A 16,042-nucleotide genomic window follows, 5' to 3' on the forward strand; every position below is an offset into this window, starting at 1 on the left:
GAGTAGTGAGTTGTCAGATTAGTTCAGATTTTTTTCAAAAAGCTTTGGAATAACCCCAAGCGCGTTTCGAAATAAGCGCGCTTCGGGCGTTTGCCGCGACGGTGTCGCGGCAAACGCCCGGGCCAGATGCCTTAGTGCGCTTCATCCCAGTTGTTGCCGACGCCGACTTCCACCAGCAACGGCACGTCCAGCTTCGCTGCTTCGCTCATGTGCAGGCGGATTTCCTGGCTGACCTGATCGACCAGATCCTCGCGAACCTCCAGCACCAGTTCATCGTGCACCTGCAGGATGACTTTGGCGTCCAGCCCTGAAGCCGCCAGCCAGTTATCCACCGCCACCATGGCTTTCTTGATGATGTCGGCGGCGGTGCCCTGCATCGGCGCGTTGATCGCCGTGCGCTCGGCCGCAGCGCGTTCCTGCGGCTTGTTCGAGTTGATTTCCGGCAGATACAGGCGGCGACCGAAGAAGGTCTCGACATAGCCCTGATCAGCGGCCTGCTTGCGGGTGCGCTCCATGTATTCGCGCACACCCGGGTAGCGGGCGAAGTAGGTGTCGATGTAGGCCTTGGCGGTCTTGGTGTCGACGCCGATGTCCTTGCCGAGCTTCTGCGCGCCCATGCCGTAGATCAGGCCGAAGTTGATCGCCTTGGCGCCACGGCGCTGGTCGGAAGTCACTTCATTCAGCTCAACCTTGAACACTTCAGCGGCGGTCGCGGTGTGCACGTCCAGGTTGTTGCGGAAGGCGTTCATCAAGCCTTCGTCTTTGGACAGGTGGGCCATGATCCGCAGTTCGATCTGCGAATAGTCCGCCGCCAGCAGTTTGTAGCCCTTTGGCGCAACGAATGCCTGACGGATACGCCGGCCTTCAGCGGTTCGCACCGGAATGTTCTGCAGGTTCGGATCGCTGGAGGACAGGCGCCCGGTAGAAGCCACGGCCTGGTGGTACGAGGTGTGGATACGCCCGGTGCGCGGGTTGATCTGCTCCGGCAGGCGATCGGTGTAGGTGCTTTTCAGTTTGCTCATGGAGCGGTGTTCCATCAGCACTTTCGGCAGACGGTGATCATCCTCGGCGAGCTTGGCCAGCACTTCCTCAGCGGTCGATGGCTGGCCCTTGGCGGTTTTCTTCAGCACCGGCAGGCCGAGCTTTTCGTAGAGGATCACGCCCAACTGCTTCGGCGAGCCGAGGTTGAATTCTTCCCCGGCGATCTCGAATGCTTCGCGCTCCAGCGCGACCATCTTGTTGCCCAGCTCGATGCTCTGGATGCCGAGCAGCTCGGCGTCGACGAACGCGCCCTGACGCTCGATGCGAGCCAGCACCGGCACCAGCGGGATCTCGATGTCGGTCAGCACACTGGCCAGACTCGGGATTGCGCTGAGTTTTTCAAACAGGGTCTGGTGCAGGCGCAAGGTGATGTCGGCGTCTTCGGCGGCGTACGGGCCGGCCTGTTCCAGGGCGATCTGGTCGAAGGTCAGCTGCTTGGCGCCTTTGCCGGCGATGTCCTGGAAGCTCACGGTGGTGTGATCCAGGTACTTCTGCGCGAGGCTGTCCATGTCGTGGCGGGTCGCGGTGGAGTTGAGCACGTAGGACTCAAGCATGGTATCGAAGGCGATCCCGCGCACGTTGATGCCTTGGCTCTGATCGCCGCCGATGGCGCAGTTGGCCAGGATGTTCATGTCGAACTTGGCGTGCTGGCCGACCTTGAGTTTGTTCGGGTCTTCCAGAATCGGCTTCAGCGCGCGCAGCACTGTGTCGCGATCCAGTTGCTCCGGCACGCCGATGTAGGAGTGGGTCAGCGGAATGTACGCCGCTTCGTTGGCCTGCACCGCGAACGACAGGCCGACCAGTTGCGCCTGTTGCGCGTCGATGCCGGTGGTTTCGGTGTCGAAGGCGAACAGCTTGGCGTTGTTCAGTTTCTCCAGCCAGACGTCGAAACGCGCCTGATCGAGGATGGTTTCGTAAGCGGCTTCAGCGGGAGCGGCTGGCGCTTCGGCTTCAGGCGCGCTGAACAGATCGCCAGCCGGCGCAGGCTCGGCGGCCGCGTTCAGTTCCTGGCGCTTGGCGTCGCGATCCAGATCATTCAGCCAGCTCTTGAATTCCAGCAGGGTGTAGAGCTCGTAGAGCTTGGCCGGGTCTTCCGGGCCCATTTGCAGGTCGTCGAGGCCGATGTCCAGCGGCACGTCGACCTTGATGGTCGCCAGTTGATAGGAGAGGAAGGCCATCTCCTTGTGCTCTTCGAGCTTGGCCGGCAGCGTCTTGGCCCCACGGATCGGCAGGGTCGGCACGATGTCGAGATTCGCGTAAAGCTCGGTGAGGCCACCGTTGACCCCGACCAGCAGGCCGGAAGCGGTCTTCGGGCCGATGCCCGGTACGCCCGGGATGTTGTCGGAAGAATCGCCCATCAGCGCCAGATAATCGATGATCTGCTCGGGAGCGACGCCGAATTTCTCCTTCACGCCCTCCACGTCCATCGAGCTACCGGACATGGTGTTGACCAAGGTAATGTGACCGTCGACCAGTTGCGCCATGTCCTTGTCGCCGGTGGAGATGATCACCGGACGATCCGCCGCCGCGCTGCTGCGGGCCAGGGTGCCGATCACGTCGTCAGCCTCGACGCCTTCCACGCACAGCAGCGGGAAGCCGAGGGCGATCACGCTCTGGTGCAGCGGCTCGATCTGCACGCGCATGTCGTCGGGCATGCTCGGGCGGTTGGCCTTGTATTCGGCGTACATCTCATCGCGAAACGTCCCGCCCTTGGCGTCGAAGACCACGGCGAACGGGCTGTCCGGGTACTGCTTGCGCAGACTCTTGAGCATGTTCAGCACACCTTTGACCGCGCCGGTCGGCAGGCCTTTGGAGGTGGTCAGGGGTGGCAGTGCATGGAACGCGCGGTACAGGTAAGACGAACCGTCCACCAGGACGAGGGGGGCTTGGCTCATGAGCAGAATCAACCTTTTCGGCGGGCCCGGCGCTAGAATAGCGGGACCGTTGACGACAAAGGGACAAGGTTATCATGCGTACGTTAAATCGCTTGCTGCTGGTCAGTTTGATTGCTGTCTCACCGCTGGCCGCGATCGCGGCGGATGATGCGCCGTCAAAGGAGCCGGAAGTTACCATTAACACGCACACCGAAGGCGACAAGGTCATTCAGGAATACAGCCGCAGTGGCTTCGTCTATGCGATCAAGGTCACGCCGAAGGGCGGTAAACCGTATTTCCTGGTGCGCGCCGATGGTTCGGACGCGAACTACATCCGTTCCGACCAGCCGGATATGCTGATTCCGTCGTGGGAAATCTTTACCTGGAAGTAAGATTCCCGACTTTTAATCGGCGCCGCTTGATCGCGGCGCCCGAACTGAGCAGTTTTTAACCATGTCTGTGTTCACCCCCCTGGCTCGGCCCGAGCTGGAAACCTTTCTCGCCCCTTACGGGCTCGGCCGTCTGCTTGATTTCCAGGGGATCGCCGCCGGCAGCGAAAACACCAATTTCTTTATCAGCCTGGAGCAGGGCGAGTTCGTCCTGACCCTGGTCGAACGCGGCCCGGTGCAGGAAATGCCGTTCTTCATCGACCTGCTCGACGTGCTGCACGAGGCTGATCTGCCGGTGCCCTACGCGCTGCGCACCACTGACGGCGTGGCGCTGCGTGAGCTCAAGGGCAAACCGGCGCTGCTGCAGCCGCGCCTGTCCGGCAAGCACATCAAGGTCGCCAACGCCCAGCATTGCGCGCAGGTCGGCGAGTTGCAGGCGCATCTGCACCTGGCGACCCAGGGCGAGCGCATGATCAAACGCAAGACCGACCGTGGCCTGGACTGGATGCTGGAGGAGGGCACCGAGTTTCTTTCGCACCTGAGTGACGAGCCGCGTGCGTTGCTGCACAAGGCACTGGAAGAAATCACCCTGCAGAAAGACAGAATTCTCGCGCTGCCACGGGCCAACATCCACGCCGATCTGTTCCGCGACAACGCGATGTTCGAAGGCACGCACCTGACCGGGTTGATCGACTTCTACAACGCCTGCTCGGGGCCGATGCTCTACGACGTGGCGATTGCCTTGAATGACTGGTGTTCGGACGAGCAAGGCCTGATTGACGGGCCGCGTGCCCGCGCATTCCTCGGTGCCTATGCGGCGCTGCGTCCGTTCACGGCCGCTGAAGCGGAGCTATGGCCGACCATGCTGCGCGTGGCGTGTGTGCGGTTCTGGCTGTCGCGGTTGATCGCCGCCGAGCAGTTTGCCGGGCAGGACGTGCTGATTCACGATCCGCAGGAGTTCGAGCAGCGTTTGGCGCAGCGGCAGCAGGTACATACGCCGCTGCCGTTCGCTCTCTAAAGTGTGGCGAGCGAGCTTGCTCGCGCTGGGCTGCGAAGCGGCCCCAAAATTCTGGCAGTCAGCCATATTTTGTGAGTGCTGCGCACTCAAGCGGGAGCAAGCTCCCTCGCCACAGGTCTTGTGGGCTTACAACGATTCCAGGCACCCGGCCAAATCGTTGCCCAGCTTCTCCAGCACCTGCTCGTACCCCTGAGCTGTCGCCGGCGTATAGCCGCCCAGGGCATCCAGCTCCGCCAGCTTCACCGGCAGGCCTGCCACCAGGGTTTCCGCCAGGCGCGGACGCAGCGGGGGTTCACTGAACACACAGGTCTTGCCCACTTCCTGCAGGCGCTTGCGCATCGCGGCGACATGCTGCGCGCCCGGCTGGACTTCGGCGGCCACGCTGAACACGCCAGTGTGCTTCAGGCCGTAAGCGTCTTCGAAGTAATCGAACGCTTCGTGGAACACGAAGTACGGTTTGCCCTCGACATCAGCCATGCGCTTCTTCAAGCGTGCATCCAGTGCGTCGAGGCGCTCATCGAAAGCCTTGGCGTTGTTCTGATAGCGTTCGGCGTTGGCCGGATCGGCTGCGCTGAGGTCGGCAGCCATTTTCTCGGCAATGACCCGCGCGTTGACCGGCGATAGCCACAAATGCGCGTCCAGTGTGCCTGGGCGATGATCGTGGTCATGCTCGTCGGCGTCTTCGGCGTGGGAGTGGCTGTCTTCGGCGAAGCGGCGCAGCTTCATGCCCGGCAGATCCTGCACGGCCACGCTTGGCAGCGTACGACCGTTGAGCACCCGTGGCAGGAAACCTTCCATGTCCGGGCCGATCCAGTACAGCAGATCCACCGATTGCACCTTGCGCACGTCGGACGGGCGCAGCGCGTAGTTATGCGGCGACGCGCCCGGCGGCAGCAGTACTTCGGGAATCGCCACGCCGTCCTGCACGGCCGCGGCAATCAGCTGCAAAGGTTTGATGCTGGTGAGGACCTTGACCTCGGCCTGAGCCGAACCGATCAGCAGAAAACTGGCGATAAACGCCACAAAAACAGAAAAAAGTCGGGACACGATGACCACTCAAGGAGGCGAGAACGGGTAACATAATAACGTCTCTATCAAAACTCGTCGCCGCCCATGCCTATTACACCGATTGCCAGCCGTCCACACGACCACTCTCATTGCGTGCACAGCGCACTGACCGAGGCCGATAACTTGTGCGCCCAGAAAGGCCTGCGCCTGACTGCGTTGCGCCGGCGGGTGCTGGAGCTGGTGTGGCAGAGCCACAAGCCGCTGGGCGCGTACGACATTCTGGCGGTGCTCAGCGAGCAGGACGGCCGCCGCGCCGCGCCGCCGACCGTCTATCGTGCGCTGGATTTCCTTCTGGAAAACGGCCTGGTGCACCGCATCTCCTCGCTCAACGCCTTCGTCGGTTGTGTGCATCCCGAGCATGCGCATCAGGGCCAGTTCCTGATCTGCCGCGACTGCCACGCCGCCATTGAGCTGGAACAGAAAGCCATCAGCGACGCGATCATCAACAGCGCCAAGGATGTCGGTTTCATCGTCGAAGCGCAGACCGTCGAAGTGGTCGGCCTGTGCTCTGGTTGCCAGGGGGCTTGATGAGCAACCCGTTGATCCGTCTTGAGCACGTAGCCGTCACTTTTGCCGGGCAGACCGTGCTGGACAACATCGAGCTGAGCGTCGAACCGGGGCAGATAGTTACCCTGATCGGCCCCAACGGCGCCGGCAAGACCACCCTGGTGCGCGCCGTGTTGGGGCTGTTGAAGCCGGACAGCGGTAGCGTGTGGCGCAAGCCGAAACTGCGTGTCGGCTACATGCCGCAAAAACTTCACGTCGACCCGACCTTGCCGCTGTCGGTGCTGCGTTTCCTGCGTCTGGTGCCGGGTGTTGATCGCCCGCGTGCGCTGGCTGCGCTGAAGGAAGTCGGTGCCGAGCACGTTATCGACAGCCCGGTGCAGACCGTTTCCGGCGGCGAAATGCAGCGTGTGCTGCTGGCCCGGGCGCTGTTGCGCGAGCCGGAATTGTTGGTGCTCGACGAGCCGGTGCAGGGCGTGGATGTCGCCGGCCAGGCCGAGCTGTACAGCCTGATCACTCGCCTGCGCGACCGTCACGGTTGCGGCGTGCTGATGGTCTCGCACGATTTGCATCTGGTGATGAGCACCACCGATCAGGTGGTTTGTCTGAATCGCCACGTCTGCTGCTCCGGGCACCCCGAGCAGGTCAGCGGCGATCCGGCGTTCGTCGAGCTGTTCGGCAAGAATGCGCCGAGCCTGGCGATCTATCACCACCATCACGACCACGCCCATGACCTGCACGGTTCAGTGGTCAAGGCGCCCGGTGCGGGCCACACCTACGTTCACGGAGACAACTGCAAGCATGGCTGATTTTCTGTTGTATGCCCTGCTTGCAGGTCTGGCGCTGGCGCTGGTGGCCGGGCCATTGGGTTCGTTCGTGGTCTGGCGGCGCATGGCCTATTTCGGCGACACCCTGTCCCACGCTGCGCTTCTGGGCGTGGCTTTGGGCTTTCTGCTGGACGTCAGCCCGACAGTCGCGGTGACCGTCGGCTGCCTGCTGCTGGCGGTGCTGTTGGTGACCTTGCAACAGCGCCAGCCGCTGGCGTCGGACACGCTGTTGGGGATTCTCGCGCCGAGTACGCTCTCTCTTGGCCTGGTGGTACTAAGCTTCATGCATGAAGTGCGGATCGACCTGATGGCCTATCTGTTCGGCGACCTGCTGGCGATCAGCCCGACCGATCTGGCGTGGATCCTCGGTGGCAGCGCGGCAGTGCTGGTGCTGCTGGTGACGCTGTGGCGGCCGCTGCTGGCGATTACCGTGCATGAGGAATTGGCCAGGGTCGAAGGCCTGCCGGTGGCGGGTCTGCGCATGGCGCTGATGCTGTTGATCGCGGTGGTGATCGCGGTGGCGATGAAAATCGTCGGTGTGTTGCTGATTACTTCGCTGTTGATCATCCCGGCGGCTGCGGCACAACGTCACGCCCGTTCGCCGGAGCAGATGGCGCTGGGCGCGAGCCTGCTGGGCATGCTCGCCGTGTGTGGCGGGCTGGCGCTGTCATGGTTCAAGGACACCCCGGCGGGGCCGTCAATCGTTGTGACGGCAGCCGCACTGTTTCTGCTGAGTTTTGTTCTGCCCCGTCGAGGGGTGTAGACTTGCTCGCTTTTTGCGCAAATAGAGAGTCGCAGGAATGAAGCCGTTCGCCTCCCGTTATCTGCTCCTTGTCGCATTTTCCGTGCTGCTGGGCGCCTGCCAAAGCACGCCGCCGGTGGCCGAAGCCCCCGACGCGCGGGCCACGGCCATCGCACAGCTGGAGCAAAGCCTGGCCAGCAGCGAACTGGCCACCGCCGAAGACCAATTGGCCGCCTTGCAGGCACAGAACCCCAACGATCAGTCGCTCGAGCAGTACCAGCGCCAGTTGGCCGAGGCCTACCTGCGCCGCAGTCAGATCGTGTTGCAGAAAGGTGATGTGAACGCGGCAGCGACCGCACTGAGCCGTGCTCGCGCCCTGATGCCCAAGGCCCCGGCGCTGACCGGTGGCGTAAACGGCGCGATCACCGAAGCCCGTAAAGCCGAGCTGGAGAAAGCCGAAGCGGCGCTGCTGGCGGCCGAAGCCAAACCGAAAGCCAAGGTCATCGATCCGACTGCCGAAAGCACCACGGTGGCGCTGAACATCAACGATAGCCGCAAACTTCGCCGGCAACTCGACGCGATCGCCGCCGATGTGGTGAATTACGAATGTGCCGTGAGCATTCAGGCACCGCGCACTCAGGATTACCCTTGGCTGGCGACTCTGCTGAGCAAGCGGGTGAAGAAACTGAATCCGGATTTCGAGTTGCGCATTGAGAAGCAGATTCTGCGCACGGTGCCGGCGCAGATGGTTCTGATTCCAGCTAAACCCTGAAAAGCTTCGCGAGCAAGCCCGCTCCCACAGGTCCAGCGTGAACCCTGTGGGAGCGGGCTTGCTCGCGAAGGCGTCCTCTCAGGCAGCCAGTTTCCTTAAGCTGGAATGGCTTTGGCCTTAGGCTCGCGATCCCAAACCCGATGCTGCCCGATCGCCGCGAAGAACGGCTTGGTCAACCCCGGCACATCCTTGCCCTGCAGCAACCCCGCATCCGCTTCAAGCTTCAGCAGATCCTGCAACTGCTTGGCCTCGCCGTGCAGCGCAATCGCCTTCAGGTGCTTGTACGCCTCCAGCAGGTAGTGCAACGCCACACCGTCAGCGCTCAACGCCTTGATCGACGCCGCGCCACCGGGCACGAACACCGCATCGAAGATCACCGAAGGCATGCCTTCCATGGAAGCGTCCACCGGCAGGGCTTTGCCGTCGGCCGTCTTCACCGGTGCCGAAGTCGGGCCGAGCAGCTTGGCGTGGGCACCTTCCGCTGCCAATGCCTTCTTCATGGCATCAATTGCCGCACCATCGACGCCGTTCGCCGCAAGAATCGCCACTTTCCGGGTTTTGATGTTCTCTGGCAGCAGATTGGCCTGACTCAGCGCTGGCGAATGATCGAACGAAGTCTTGCGCACCTCGACCGTACCTTTGCTTGGCGCCGGCAGCCCGAGGTTGGCCGCGACACGTTTGGCCAGTTCCAGGTCGATATTGGCGAGAATCTCATTCACCTGCCGCGCACGGATGAACTCGCGCTCAACCTTGCCCAGCTCGAAGCTGTAGGCGGCAATGATGTGTTCCTTCTCATGGTCACTCATGCTGTTGAAGAACAGTCGCGCCTGCGAGAAGTGATCGCTGAACGATTCGCTGCGCTGGCGGATCTTGGCGGCGTCGATGCGTTCCGGATAAGTCTCGAAACCACCGTCCTGCGCGGCTGGCGGGGTCTCTTTCGGCCAGCCGCCATCAATCGAGTTCGGTTCGTAGGACGCGCGCCCCTTGTCGATCACCGTGCGGTGCTGCGCGTCGCGCTGACCGTTGTGGAACGGCGCGACCGGGCGGTTGATCGGCAGCTCATGAAAGTTCGGCCCACCGAGTCGGCTGATTTGCGTGTCGGTGTAGGAAAACAGCCGGCCTTGCAGTAGCGGATCGTTGGAGAAGTCGATCCCCGGCACGATATGGCCCGGGCAGAACGCGACCTGCTCGGTCTCGGCAAAGAAGTTGTCCGGGTTACGGTTCAGGGTCATCTTGCCCAGCGGGATGATCGGCACGATCTCCTCGGGTATCAGCTTGGTCGGGTCGAGGATGTCGAAATCGAAGTCGTGCTCGTTTTCCTCTTCGATGATCTGCACACCCAGCTCCCATTCCGGGTAGTCGCCCATCTCGATGGCTTCCCAGAGGTCGCGACGGTGGTAGTCGGTGTCTTTACCGGCGAGCTTCTGCGCCTCGTCCCACACCAGCGAGCAAGTGCCGGCGGTCGGGCGCCAGTGGAATTTGACGAAGCGCGATTTGCCCTCGGCGTTGACCAGGCGGAAGGTGTGCACGCCAAAGCCCTGCATGCTGCGCAGGCTTTTCGGGATCGCCCGGTCGGACATCGCCCAGATCACCATGTGCGCCGATTCCGGCACCAGCGAAACGAAGTCCCAGAACGTATCGTGGGCCGAGCCGCCGGTCGGGATCTCATTGTGCGGTTCGGGTTTTACCGCGTGGACGAAGTCGGGAAACTTGATCGCGTCCTGAATGAAAAACACCGGCATGTTGTTGCCGACCAGATCGAAGTTGCCCTCGTCGGTGAAGAACTTCACTGCGAAACCGCGTACGTCACGCACGGTATCGCCGGAACCGCGCGGCCCCTGCACCGTGGAAAAACGCACGAACACCGGGGTCTTTTTCCCCGGGTCCTGCAGGAAGCCGGCCTTGGTCAGCGTCGAATGGTTCTCGTAGGCCTGAAAGAAACCATGGGCGCCAGTACCGCGCGCGTGAACGATGCGCTCCGGAATTCGCTCATGGTCAAAATGCGTGATCTTTTCCCGCATGATGAAGTCTTCCAGCAACGACGGCCCGCGCGGACCGGCCTTGAGGGTGTTCTGGTTATCGGCGACCTTCACTCCCTGATTGGTGCGCAGGGCCTGGCCGGTGGCGTCGGAGCGAAACTTCTCCAGACTGTCGAGTTTGGCGTTGGTGTTGGCGCGATCCTTGGTATCGGTTCCGGCCAGTTGGCTTTTGTCGGTCGTAGGTTTCTTGCTGCTCATCAGACGTAAACTCCTCGGTTGACCCCGTTTCAACGGGGACTCTTGAGCGTTTCCGGGCACGGTTACCCAGGGTTTCAAGTCGCTTAACTAGTGACCAATGAGCAGGAATGGGCGTTCCTTTTTTATGACCTTTGATCTTGTTATTGCCAAATCGAAGGTTAATTGCGAAATAAATGCTAAGAACCTCTATACGGACAGGCTAAAATGCGCGCCCGGCTAACCGCTGATCCTTTTCTAACGCGCCCCACAAGGTTCGCTACGTGATCGAGTTTCAAAACGTCCACAAAACTTACCGCGTCGCCGGTAAGGACATCCCCGCCCTGCACCCGACCAGTCTTTCGATTGAAAATGGTCAGGTCTTCGGCCTGATTGGCCATTCCGGTGCGGGAAAAAGTACCCTGCTGCGTCTGATCAATCGCCTGGAAGACTCCAGCGGCGGCAAGATCATCGTCGACGGCGAAGAAGTCACCGCGCTGGACGCCAACGGCCTGCGGCGCTTCCGTCAGCAAGTCGGGATGATCTTCCAGCACTTCAACCTGCTCGCCTCCAAGACCGTGGCCGACAACGTCGCGCTGCCCCTGACCCTGGCGGGCGAGCTGTCGAGCAGCGAGATCAATCAGCGTGTCGCCGAGTTGCTGGCGCGGGTCGGTCTGTCCGATCACGCCAAGAAGTACCCGGCACAATTGTCCGGCGGTCAGAAACAACGCGTCGGCATCGCCCGCGCCCTGGCGACCAAGCCGAAGATCCTGCTGTGCGACGAGGCCACCAGTGCCCTCGATCCGCAGACCACCGCGTCGGTCCTGCAACTGCTGGCCGAGATCAACCGCGAACTGAAGCTAACCATCGTCCTGATCACCCACGAGATGGACGTGATCCGTCGCGTCTGCGATCAGGTGGCAGTGATGGACGCCGGGGTGATCGTCGAGCAAGGCTCGGTGGCCGATGTGTTCCTGCATCCGCAGCACCCGACCACCAAGCGTTTCGTCCAGGAAAGCGAGCAGATCGACGAAAGTGAACAGCGCGATGACTTCGCTCACGTGCCGGGTCGCATCGTACGTCTGACCTTCCAGGGCGAAGCAACCTACGCGCCGTTGCTCGGTACCGTTGCCCGGGAAACCGGGGTCGACTACAGCATCCTCGCCGGTCGCATCGACCGCATCAAAGACATTCCTTACGGGCAATTGACCCTCGCCGTCACCGGTGGCGACATGGAAGCGGCCTTCGCCCGCTTCACCGCCGCTGACGTTCACATGGAGGTGCTGCGTTAATGGAAGCCCTGATGAGTTTCTTCACCAATATCGACTGGTACGAAATCTGGCTGGCCACCGGCGACACGATGCTGATGCTTGGCGGATCGCTGCTGTTCACCGTGTTGCTCGGCTTGCCGTTGGGCGTGTTGCTGTTCCTCTGCAGCCCGCGTCAGTTGCTGGAAAGTCGTGGCCTCTACGCCTTCATGTCGCTGGCGGTGAACATCCTGCGCTCGCTGCCGTTCATCATTCTGCTGATCGTGATGATCCCGTTCACCGTGCTGATCACCGGCACTTCGCTGGGCGTGGCCGGTGCGATTCCGCCGCTGGTGGTGGGTGCGACGCCGTTCTTCGCGCGTCTGGTGGAAACCGCGCTGCGTGAAGTCGATCGCGGCATCATCGAAGCGACCCAGTCGATGGGCGCGACTACCCGTCAAATCATCATGAACGCCTTGCTGCCGGAAGCCCGTCCGGGCATCTTCGCAGCGATTACGGTGACCGCGATTACTCTGGTGTCCTACACGGCGATGGCCGGTGTGGTCGGCGCCGGTGGTCTGGGTGACCTGGCGATCCGTTTCGGCTACCAGCGTTTCCAGACTGACGTGATGATCGTCACCGTGGTGTTGCTGTTGATTCTGGTACAAGTGCTGCAAATGGTCGGCGACCGACTGGTCGTGCATTTTTCGCGCAAATAACCGGTTTTTGTAAATCAAGAGATGAGCCGGCCATTCGCTGGCAGGCGCCACACGGGCGCCTTATAAGGAGTTAGCTGAATGAAAAAACTGATCGTTGCCCTCGCTGCCGTTGCTGCCTTTTCCGCGCACGCAGAAGAAACCCTGACCGTTGCCGCCACCCCGGTGCCGCACGCGGAAATCCTCGAATTCGTGAAGCCGGCCCTGGCCAAAGAAGGCGTGGAGCTGAAGGTCAAGGTCTTCACCGACTACATCCAGCCGAACGTACAGGTTGCCGAGAAGCGCCTGGATGCCAACTTCTTCCAGCATCAGCCGTACCTCGATGAGTTCAACAAGGCCAAGGGCACCAACCTGGTGGCTGTGACCGGGGTGCACCTGGAGCCGCTGGGCGCCTACTCGAGCAAGATCAAGGATCTGAAAGACCTGCCAAGCGGCGCCAACGTGGTGATCCCGAACGACGCCACCAACGGCGGCCGTGCGCTGTTGCTGCTGGCCAAGGCTGGCCTGATCACCCTGAAGGATCCGACCAACATTCTGTCGACCCCGAAAGACATCGCGCAGAACCCGAAAGACCTGAAAATCCGTGAACTGGAAGCCGCGACCATCCCGCGCGTGCTGACCCAGGTCGATCTGGCGCTGATCAACACCAACTACGCGCTGGAAGCCAAGCTCGATCCGTCCAAGGACGCGCTGGTGATCGAAGGCAACGACTCGCCGTACGTCAACATCCTGGTGTCCCGTGCCGACAACAAGGACAGCGCCGCGATGCAGAAACTGGCTGCTGCGCTGCACAGCCCGGAAGTGAAGAAATTCATCACCGAGAAGTACAAAGGCGCGGTATTGCCGGCGTTCTGATTTGGGTTGTTGCAACGAAAAAGGGGCGCATTGAATGCGCCCCTTTTTCGTTTGAATCACAGCCTTTGTGGGAGCGGGCTTGCTCGCGAATGCGGTGTGTCAGCCAACATTTCCTTATCTGACCCACTGCATTCGCGAGCAAGCCCGCTCCCACAGGTGATCTCTGTTGGTGTTACTTGCGGTTAAGCATCACCGGCAGCTGCGCCACCAGTTTGGCGTTGTTCAGCGGCGCCCGAATAAAGCCGCGCTGCGTGCCGTCCGGGCCGATCACCGCCAGGTTGCCGCTGTGATCCACGGTGTAATTCGGCTTGCTGGTGTCCGCCGGAATGAACGGAATACTCACCGCATTGGCGACCTTCTGCAGTTCTTCGATCGACTTCGGCGTCAGGCCCACGAACTGCGGATCGAAGTAACCCAGGTACTGCTTCAACTGCTGCGGGGTGTCGCGGTTCGGGTCGACGCTGACCAGCACGATCTGCAGTTTATCCACAGCATCCTTGGGCAACTCGCTCTTGATCTGGCGCAGTTGGGCGAGGGTGGTCGGGCAGATGTCCGGGCAGAAGGTGTAGCCGAAAAACAGCAGGCTCCACTTGCCTTTCAACTCGTCGATGGCGACCGGCTGGCCGTCCTGATTGGTCATGGTCACGCCCGGCAACGTGCGGCTCTGCGGTAGCAGGATGATGCCGGCGTCGATCAGCGCGGTGGGGTCGCCCTGGCCCTTGCCACTCAGCACTTTGTTGACGGTAAGTCCCAGGATCAGCGCGATCACGGCGACGAGGATGAAGACGGTTTTCTGGGTTCGAGTCATAGGTTCAACAGTAAGTAGTGGTCTACGAGCAGGGCGATGAACAACAGGAACAAGTAATAAATAGAGTACTTGAAGGTGTTGATCGCCGCGTGCGGCCGAGTGCCACGGTACAGCACCACGGCCCATTGCAGAAACCTTGCGCCCAGCGCGAGGGCGCAGATCAGGTAGAGCACGCCGCTCATGTGAATCACGTACGGCAGCAGGCTCACCGCGAGCAGCGCGAAGGTGTACAGCAGAATATGCACCTTGGTGTAGTGCTCGCCGTGGGTCACCGGCAGCATCGGGATATCGGCCTTGGCGTATTCCTCTTTTCGATGGATCGCCAGCGCCCAGAAGTGCGGCGGGGTCCAGGCGAAGATGATCAGCACCAGCAGCAACGGTTCGGCGCTGACATGGCCGGTGGCGGCGGTCCAGCCGAGCAGCGGAGGAGCGGCGCCGGCAAGACCGCCGATGACGATGTTCTGTGGCGTCGCGCGTTTGAGGAAACCGGTGTAGATCACCGCGTAGCCGAGTAACGAAGCGAGGGTCAGCCACGCGGTCAGCGCATTGGTGAAGGTCAGCAGCATCGCCTGCCCGAGCAGCGCCAGCACCAGCGCAAAGGTCAGCGCCGCTGCCGGTGAAACCCGGCCCTCGGCCAACGGCCGTTTGTGCGTGCGCGCCATCACCGCATCGATGCGCCGGTCGACCACATGGTTGACCGCCGCCGCGCCGCCGGCACACAACGCAATCCCCAGATTGCCGAACACCAGCACCGTCCACGGCACCCCGGCGCGGGTCGCGAGGAACATGCCGACCAGCGAGGTGATCAGCATCAGCACCACCACTTTCGGCTTGGTCAGCTCCAGATAGTCACGCCACAGCGCTTGCGCGGGACGTTCGCCGATCAGAAGCGCCATGGCGTTTCTCCTTTAATGGTGATGGGCGCCGCCACGTGTTTACGCGGGCTGAGGCGCCAGCGGGCGAGCACCGGCTGTTTGACCCGAACCAGACTGGTGCGCGCGTGATAATTGACCAACACCATGGTCAGCAGCAGCGCTGCGCCACCGGCGTTGTGGGCCACGGCCACCGGCAGCGGCAGATGGAACAATACGTTGCTGATACCGAGGGTGATCTGTGCGCCGAGGGCGACCAGCACCAGCCCGGCGAGTCGGGTCATGCCGACGGCTTTCAGTTGCCAGGCCAGACCGAGCAGGACGATCGTCACCAGCAGCGCGCCGATGCGGTGGGTCAGGTGAATCGCCGTGCGCGCATCGCTGTCGAGTTGGCCGCCGAGATAATTGGGGCCGATGTGTTGGGTCAGGTGAAAGCCGTTGGCAAAGTCCGCCGGTGGCAGCCATTGACCGTGGCAGGTCGGGAAGTCGATGCAGGCCACCGCCGCGTAGTTGGAGCTGACCCAGCCGCCGAGGGCAATCTGGCCGATCACCAGCAGCAGCCCCGCCGTCGCCCAGTACTGCAAGCGTTTGGGCACGGTCAGCGCCGGCAGCACGCCGGACAGGCGCAAGGTCAGCAGGAACAGCAGACTCAATGTCGCAAAACCGCCGAGCAGATGCCCGGTGACCACTTGCGGCCAGAGCTTGAGCGTCACCGTCCACATGCCGAACGCCGCTTGGGCGAACACCACGGCCAGCAGAAACAGTGGCAGCTTCAGCGGCTGCCCCGGATGACGACGATTGACCCAGGCGCGTCCGGCCAGAATCGAAATCAGCAGGCCGAGAGTGCCGGCGAAGTAACGGTGGATCATCTCGTTCCAGCCCTTGTGCGCCACCACCGGCGAGTCGGGGTAATGCAGCTCGGCATGCGCCAGTTGGGCTTCGCTTTTCGGCACGCTGATAAAACCGTAACAGCCCGGCCAGTCCGGACAGCCCAAGCCTGCGTGGGTCAGGCGGGTGTAGGCGCCGAGCAGCACGACGATCAGTGCCAGCAGGGTGGCAAACAACGCGAGGCGAAATCCAGGTTTGGCCATGACGA

The 16,042-nt window shown here is 61.9% G+C and carries 15 protein-coding genes; 9 read left to right on the forward strand and 6 right to left on the reverse strand.

Annotated elements, in window-relative coordinates; translation table 11 throughout:
* Nucleotides 1–131: 131 nt before the first annotated feature.
* Nucleotides 132–2,936 carry a DNA polymerase I gene (polA, locus tag ACVHNU_RS25420; RefSeq protein WP_473018521.1) on the reverse strand — a complete coding sequence of 935 codons (2,805 nt, stop codon included), beginning with the start codon at nt 2,934–2,936 and terminating at the stop codon, nt 132–134.
* A gap of 74 nt (nt 2,937–3,010) precedes the next feature.
* On the opposite strand from polA, the gene ACVHNU_RS25425 reads away from it, so the two are divergent.
* Nucleotides 3,011–3,307 carry a DUF2782 domain-containing protein gene (locus tag ACVHNU_RS25425; protein WP_003220313.1) on the forward strand — a complete coding sequence of 99 codons (297 nt, stop codon included), beginning with the start codon at nt 3,011–3,013 and terminating at the stop codon, nt 3,305–3,307.
* A 61-nt stretch (nt 3,308–3,368) separates the two neighbouring features.
* Nucleotides 3,369–4,322, forward strand: a complete 954-nt coding sequence (locus ACVHNU_RS25430) for a homoserine kinase (protein WP_473018522.1) — start codon at nt 3,369–3,371, stop codon at nt 4,320–4,322.
* A gap of 126 nt (nt 4,323–4,448) precedes the next feature.
* On the opposite strand, the gene ACVHNU_RS25435 is transcribed toward ACVHNU_RS25430, so the two are convergent.
* Nucleotides 4,449–5,369, reverse strand: a complete 921-nt coding sequence (locus ACVHNU_RS25435) for a zinc ABC transporter substrate-binding protein (protein ID WP_473018523.1) — start codon at nt 5,367–5,369, stop codon at nt 4,449–4,451.
* 66 nt (nt 5,370–5,435) lie between these two features.
* Here ACVHNU_RS25435 and ACVHNU_RS25440 point away from each other — a divergent pair, with 66 nt between their 5' ends.
* Genes ACVHNU_RS25440 through ACVHNU_RS25455 form a run of 4 tightly spaced genes read left to right on the forward strand, consistent with a single transcriptional unit; the run spans nt 5,436 to nt 8,235 of the window.
* Complete coding sequence (locus tag ACVHNU_RS25440; protein WP_473018524.1) at nt 5,436–5,918, forward strand: Fur family transcriptional regulator; 483 nt, start codon at nt 5,436–5,438, stop codon at nt 5,916–5,918.
* Nucleotides 5,918–6,703, forward strand: coding sequence for a zinc ABC transporter ATP-binding protein ZnuC (znuC, locus tag ACVHNU_RS25445; RefSeq protein ID WP_473018525.1), 786 nt, complete (start codon nt 5,918–5,920; stop codon nt 6,701–6,703). The genes ACVHNU_RS25440 and znuC overlap by 1 nt, the downstream gene beginning before the upstream one ends.
* Nucleotides 6,696–7,484: a zinc ABC transporter permease subunit ZnuB gene (znuB, locus tag ACVHNU_RS25450; protein ID WP_003220321.1), complete on the forward strand. Its 789-nt coding sequence runs from the start codon at nt 6,696–6,698 to the stop codon at nt 7,482–7,484. The genes znuC and znuB overlap by 8 nt, the downstream gene beginning before the upstream one ends.
* A 37-nt stretch (nt 7,485–7,521) precedes the next feature.
* On the forward strand, nt 7,522–8,235 hold the full coding sequence (locus tag ACVHNU_RS25455) for a PA5502 family lipoprotein (RefSeq protein WP_003220324.1): 714 nt from the start codon (nt 7,522–7,524) through the stop codon (nt 8,233–8,235).
* Nucleotides 8,236–8,330: 95 nt separating this feature from the next.
* Here ACVHNU_RS25455 and katE read toward each other — a convergent pair whose 3' ends face one another.
* The gene (gene katE / locus ACVHNU_RS25460; RefSeq protein ID WP_473018526.1) at nt 8,331–10,472 is read right to left on the reverse strand and encodes a catalase HPII; all 2,142 of its coding nucleotides are present in this window, start codon (nt 10,470–10,472) and stop codon (nt 8,331–8,333) included.
* 260 nt (nt 10,473–10,732) lie between these two features.
* Here katE and ACVHNU_RS25465 point away from each other — a divergent pair, with 260 nt between their 5' ends.
* The 3 genes from ACVHNU_RS25465 (at nt 10,733) to ACVHNU_RS25475 (ending at nt 13,266) form a co-directional block, all read left to right on the forward strand.
* Nucleotides 10,733–11,740, forward strand: a complete 1,008-nt coding sequence (locus ACVHNU_RS25465; protein WP_027610230.1) for a methionine ABC transporter ATP-binding protein — start codon at nt 10,733–10,735, stop codon at nt 11,738–11,740.
* Nucleotides 11,740–12,414 carry a methionine ABC transporter permease gene (locus tag ACVHNU_RS25470; protein ID WP_003220331.1) on the forward strand — a complete coding sequence of 225 codons (675 nt, stop codon included), beginning with the start codon at nt 11,740–11,742 and terminating at the stop codon, nt 12,412–12,414. The genes ACVHNU_RS25465 and ACVHNU_RS25470 overlap by 1 nt, the downstream gene beginning before the upstream one ends.
* A 78-nt stretch (nt 12,415–12,492) precedes the next feature.
* Nucleotides 12,493–13,266, forward strand: a complete 774-nt coding sequence (locus ACVHNU_RS25475) for a MetQ/NlpA family ABC transporter substrate-binding protein (RefSeq protein WP_473018527.1) — start codon at nt 12,493–12,495, stop codon at nt 13,264–13,266.
* Nucleotides 13,267–13,438: 172 nt separating this feature from the next.
* Here the strand turns inward: ACVHNU_RS25475 and ACVHNU_RS25480 are convergent, their stop codons facing one another.
* Genes ACVHNU_RS25480 through ACVHNU_RS25490 form a run of 3 tightly spaced genes read right to left on the reverse strand, consistent with a single transcriptional unit; the run spans nt 13,439 to nt 16,037 of the window.
* Nucleotides 13,439–14,074: an SCO family protein gene (locus tag ACVHNU_RS25480; protein ID WP_226500689.1), complete on the reverse strand. Its 636-nt coding sequence runs from the start codon at nt 14,072–14,074 to the stop codon at nt 13,439–13,441.
* A complete protein-coding gene (cyoE, locus tag ACVHNU_RS25485; RefSeq protein WP_003220336.1) occupies nt 14,071–14,970 on the reverse strand; it encodes a heme o synthase in 900 nt (299 codons plus the stop codon). Before cyoE ends, ACVHNU_RS25480 begins: the two co-directional genes overlap by 4 nt.
* Nucleotides 14,958–16,037: a COX15/CtaA family protein gene (locus ACVHNU_RS25490; protein WP_103483958.1), complete on the reverse strand. Its 1,080-nt coding sequence runs from the start codon at nt 16,035–16,037 to the stop codon at nt 14,958–14,960. The genes cyoE and ACVHNU_RS25490 overlap by 13 nt, the downstream gene beginning before the upstream one ends.
* Between the last annotated feature and the right edge of the window lie 5 nt (nt 16,038–16,042).

This window comes from Pseudomonas sp. Ors-4-3C, from assembly GCF_055755035.1.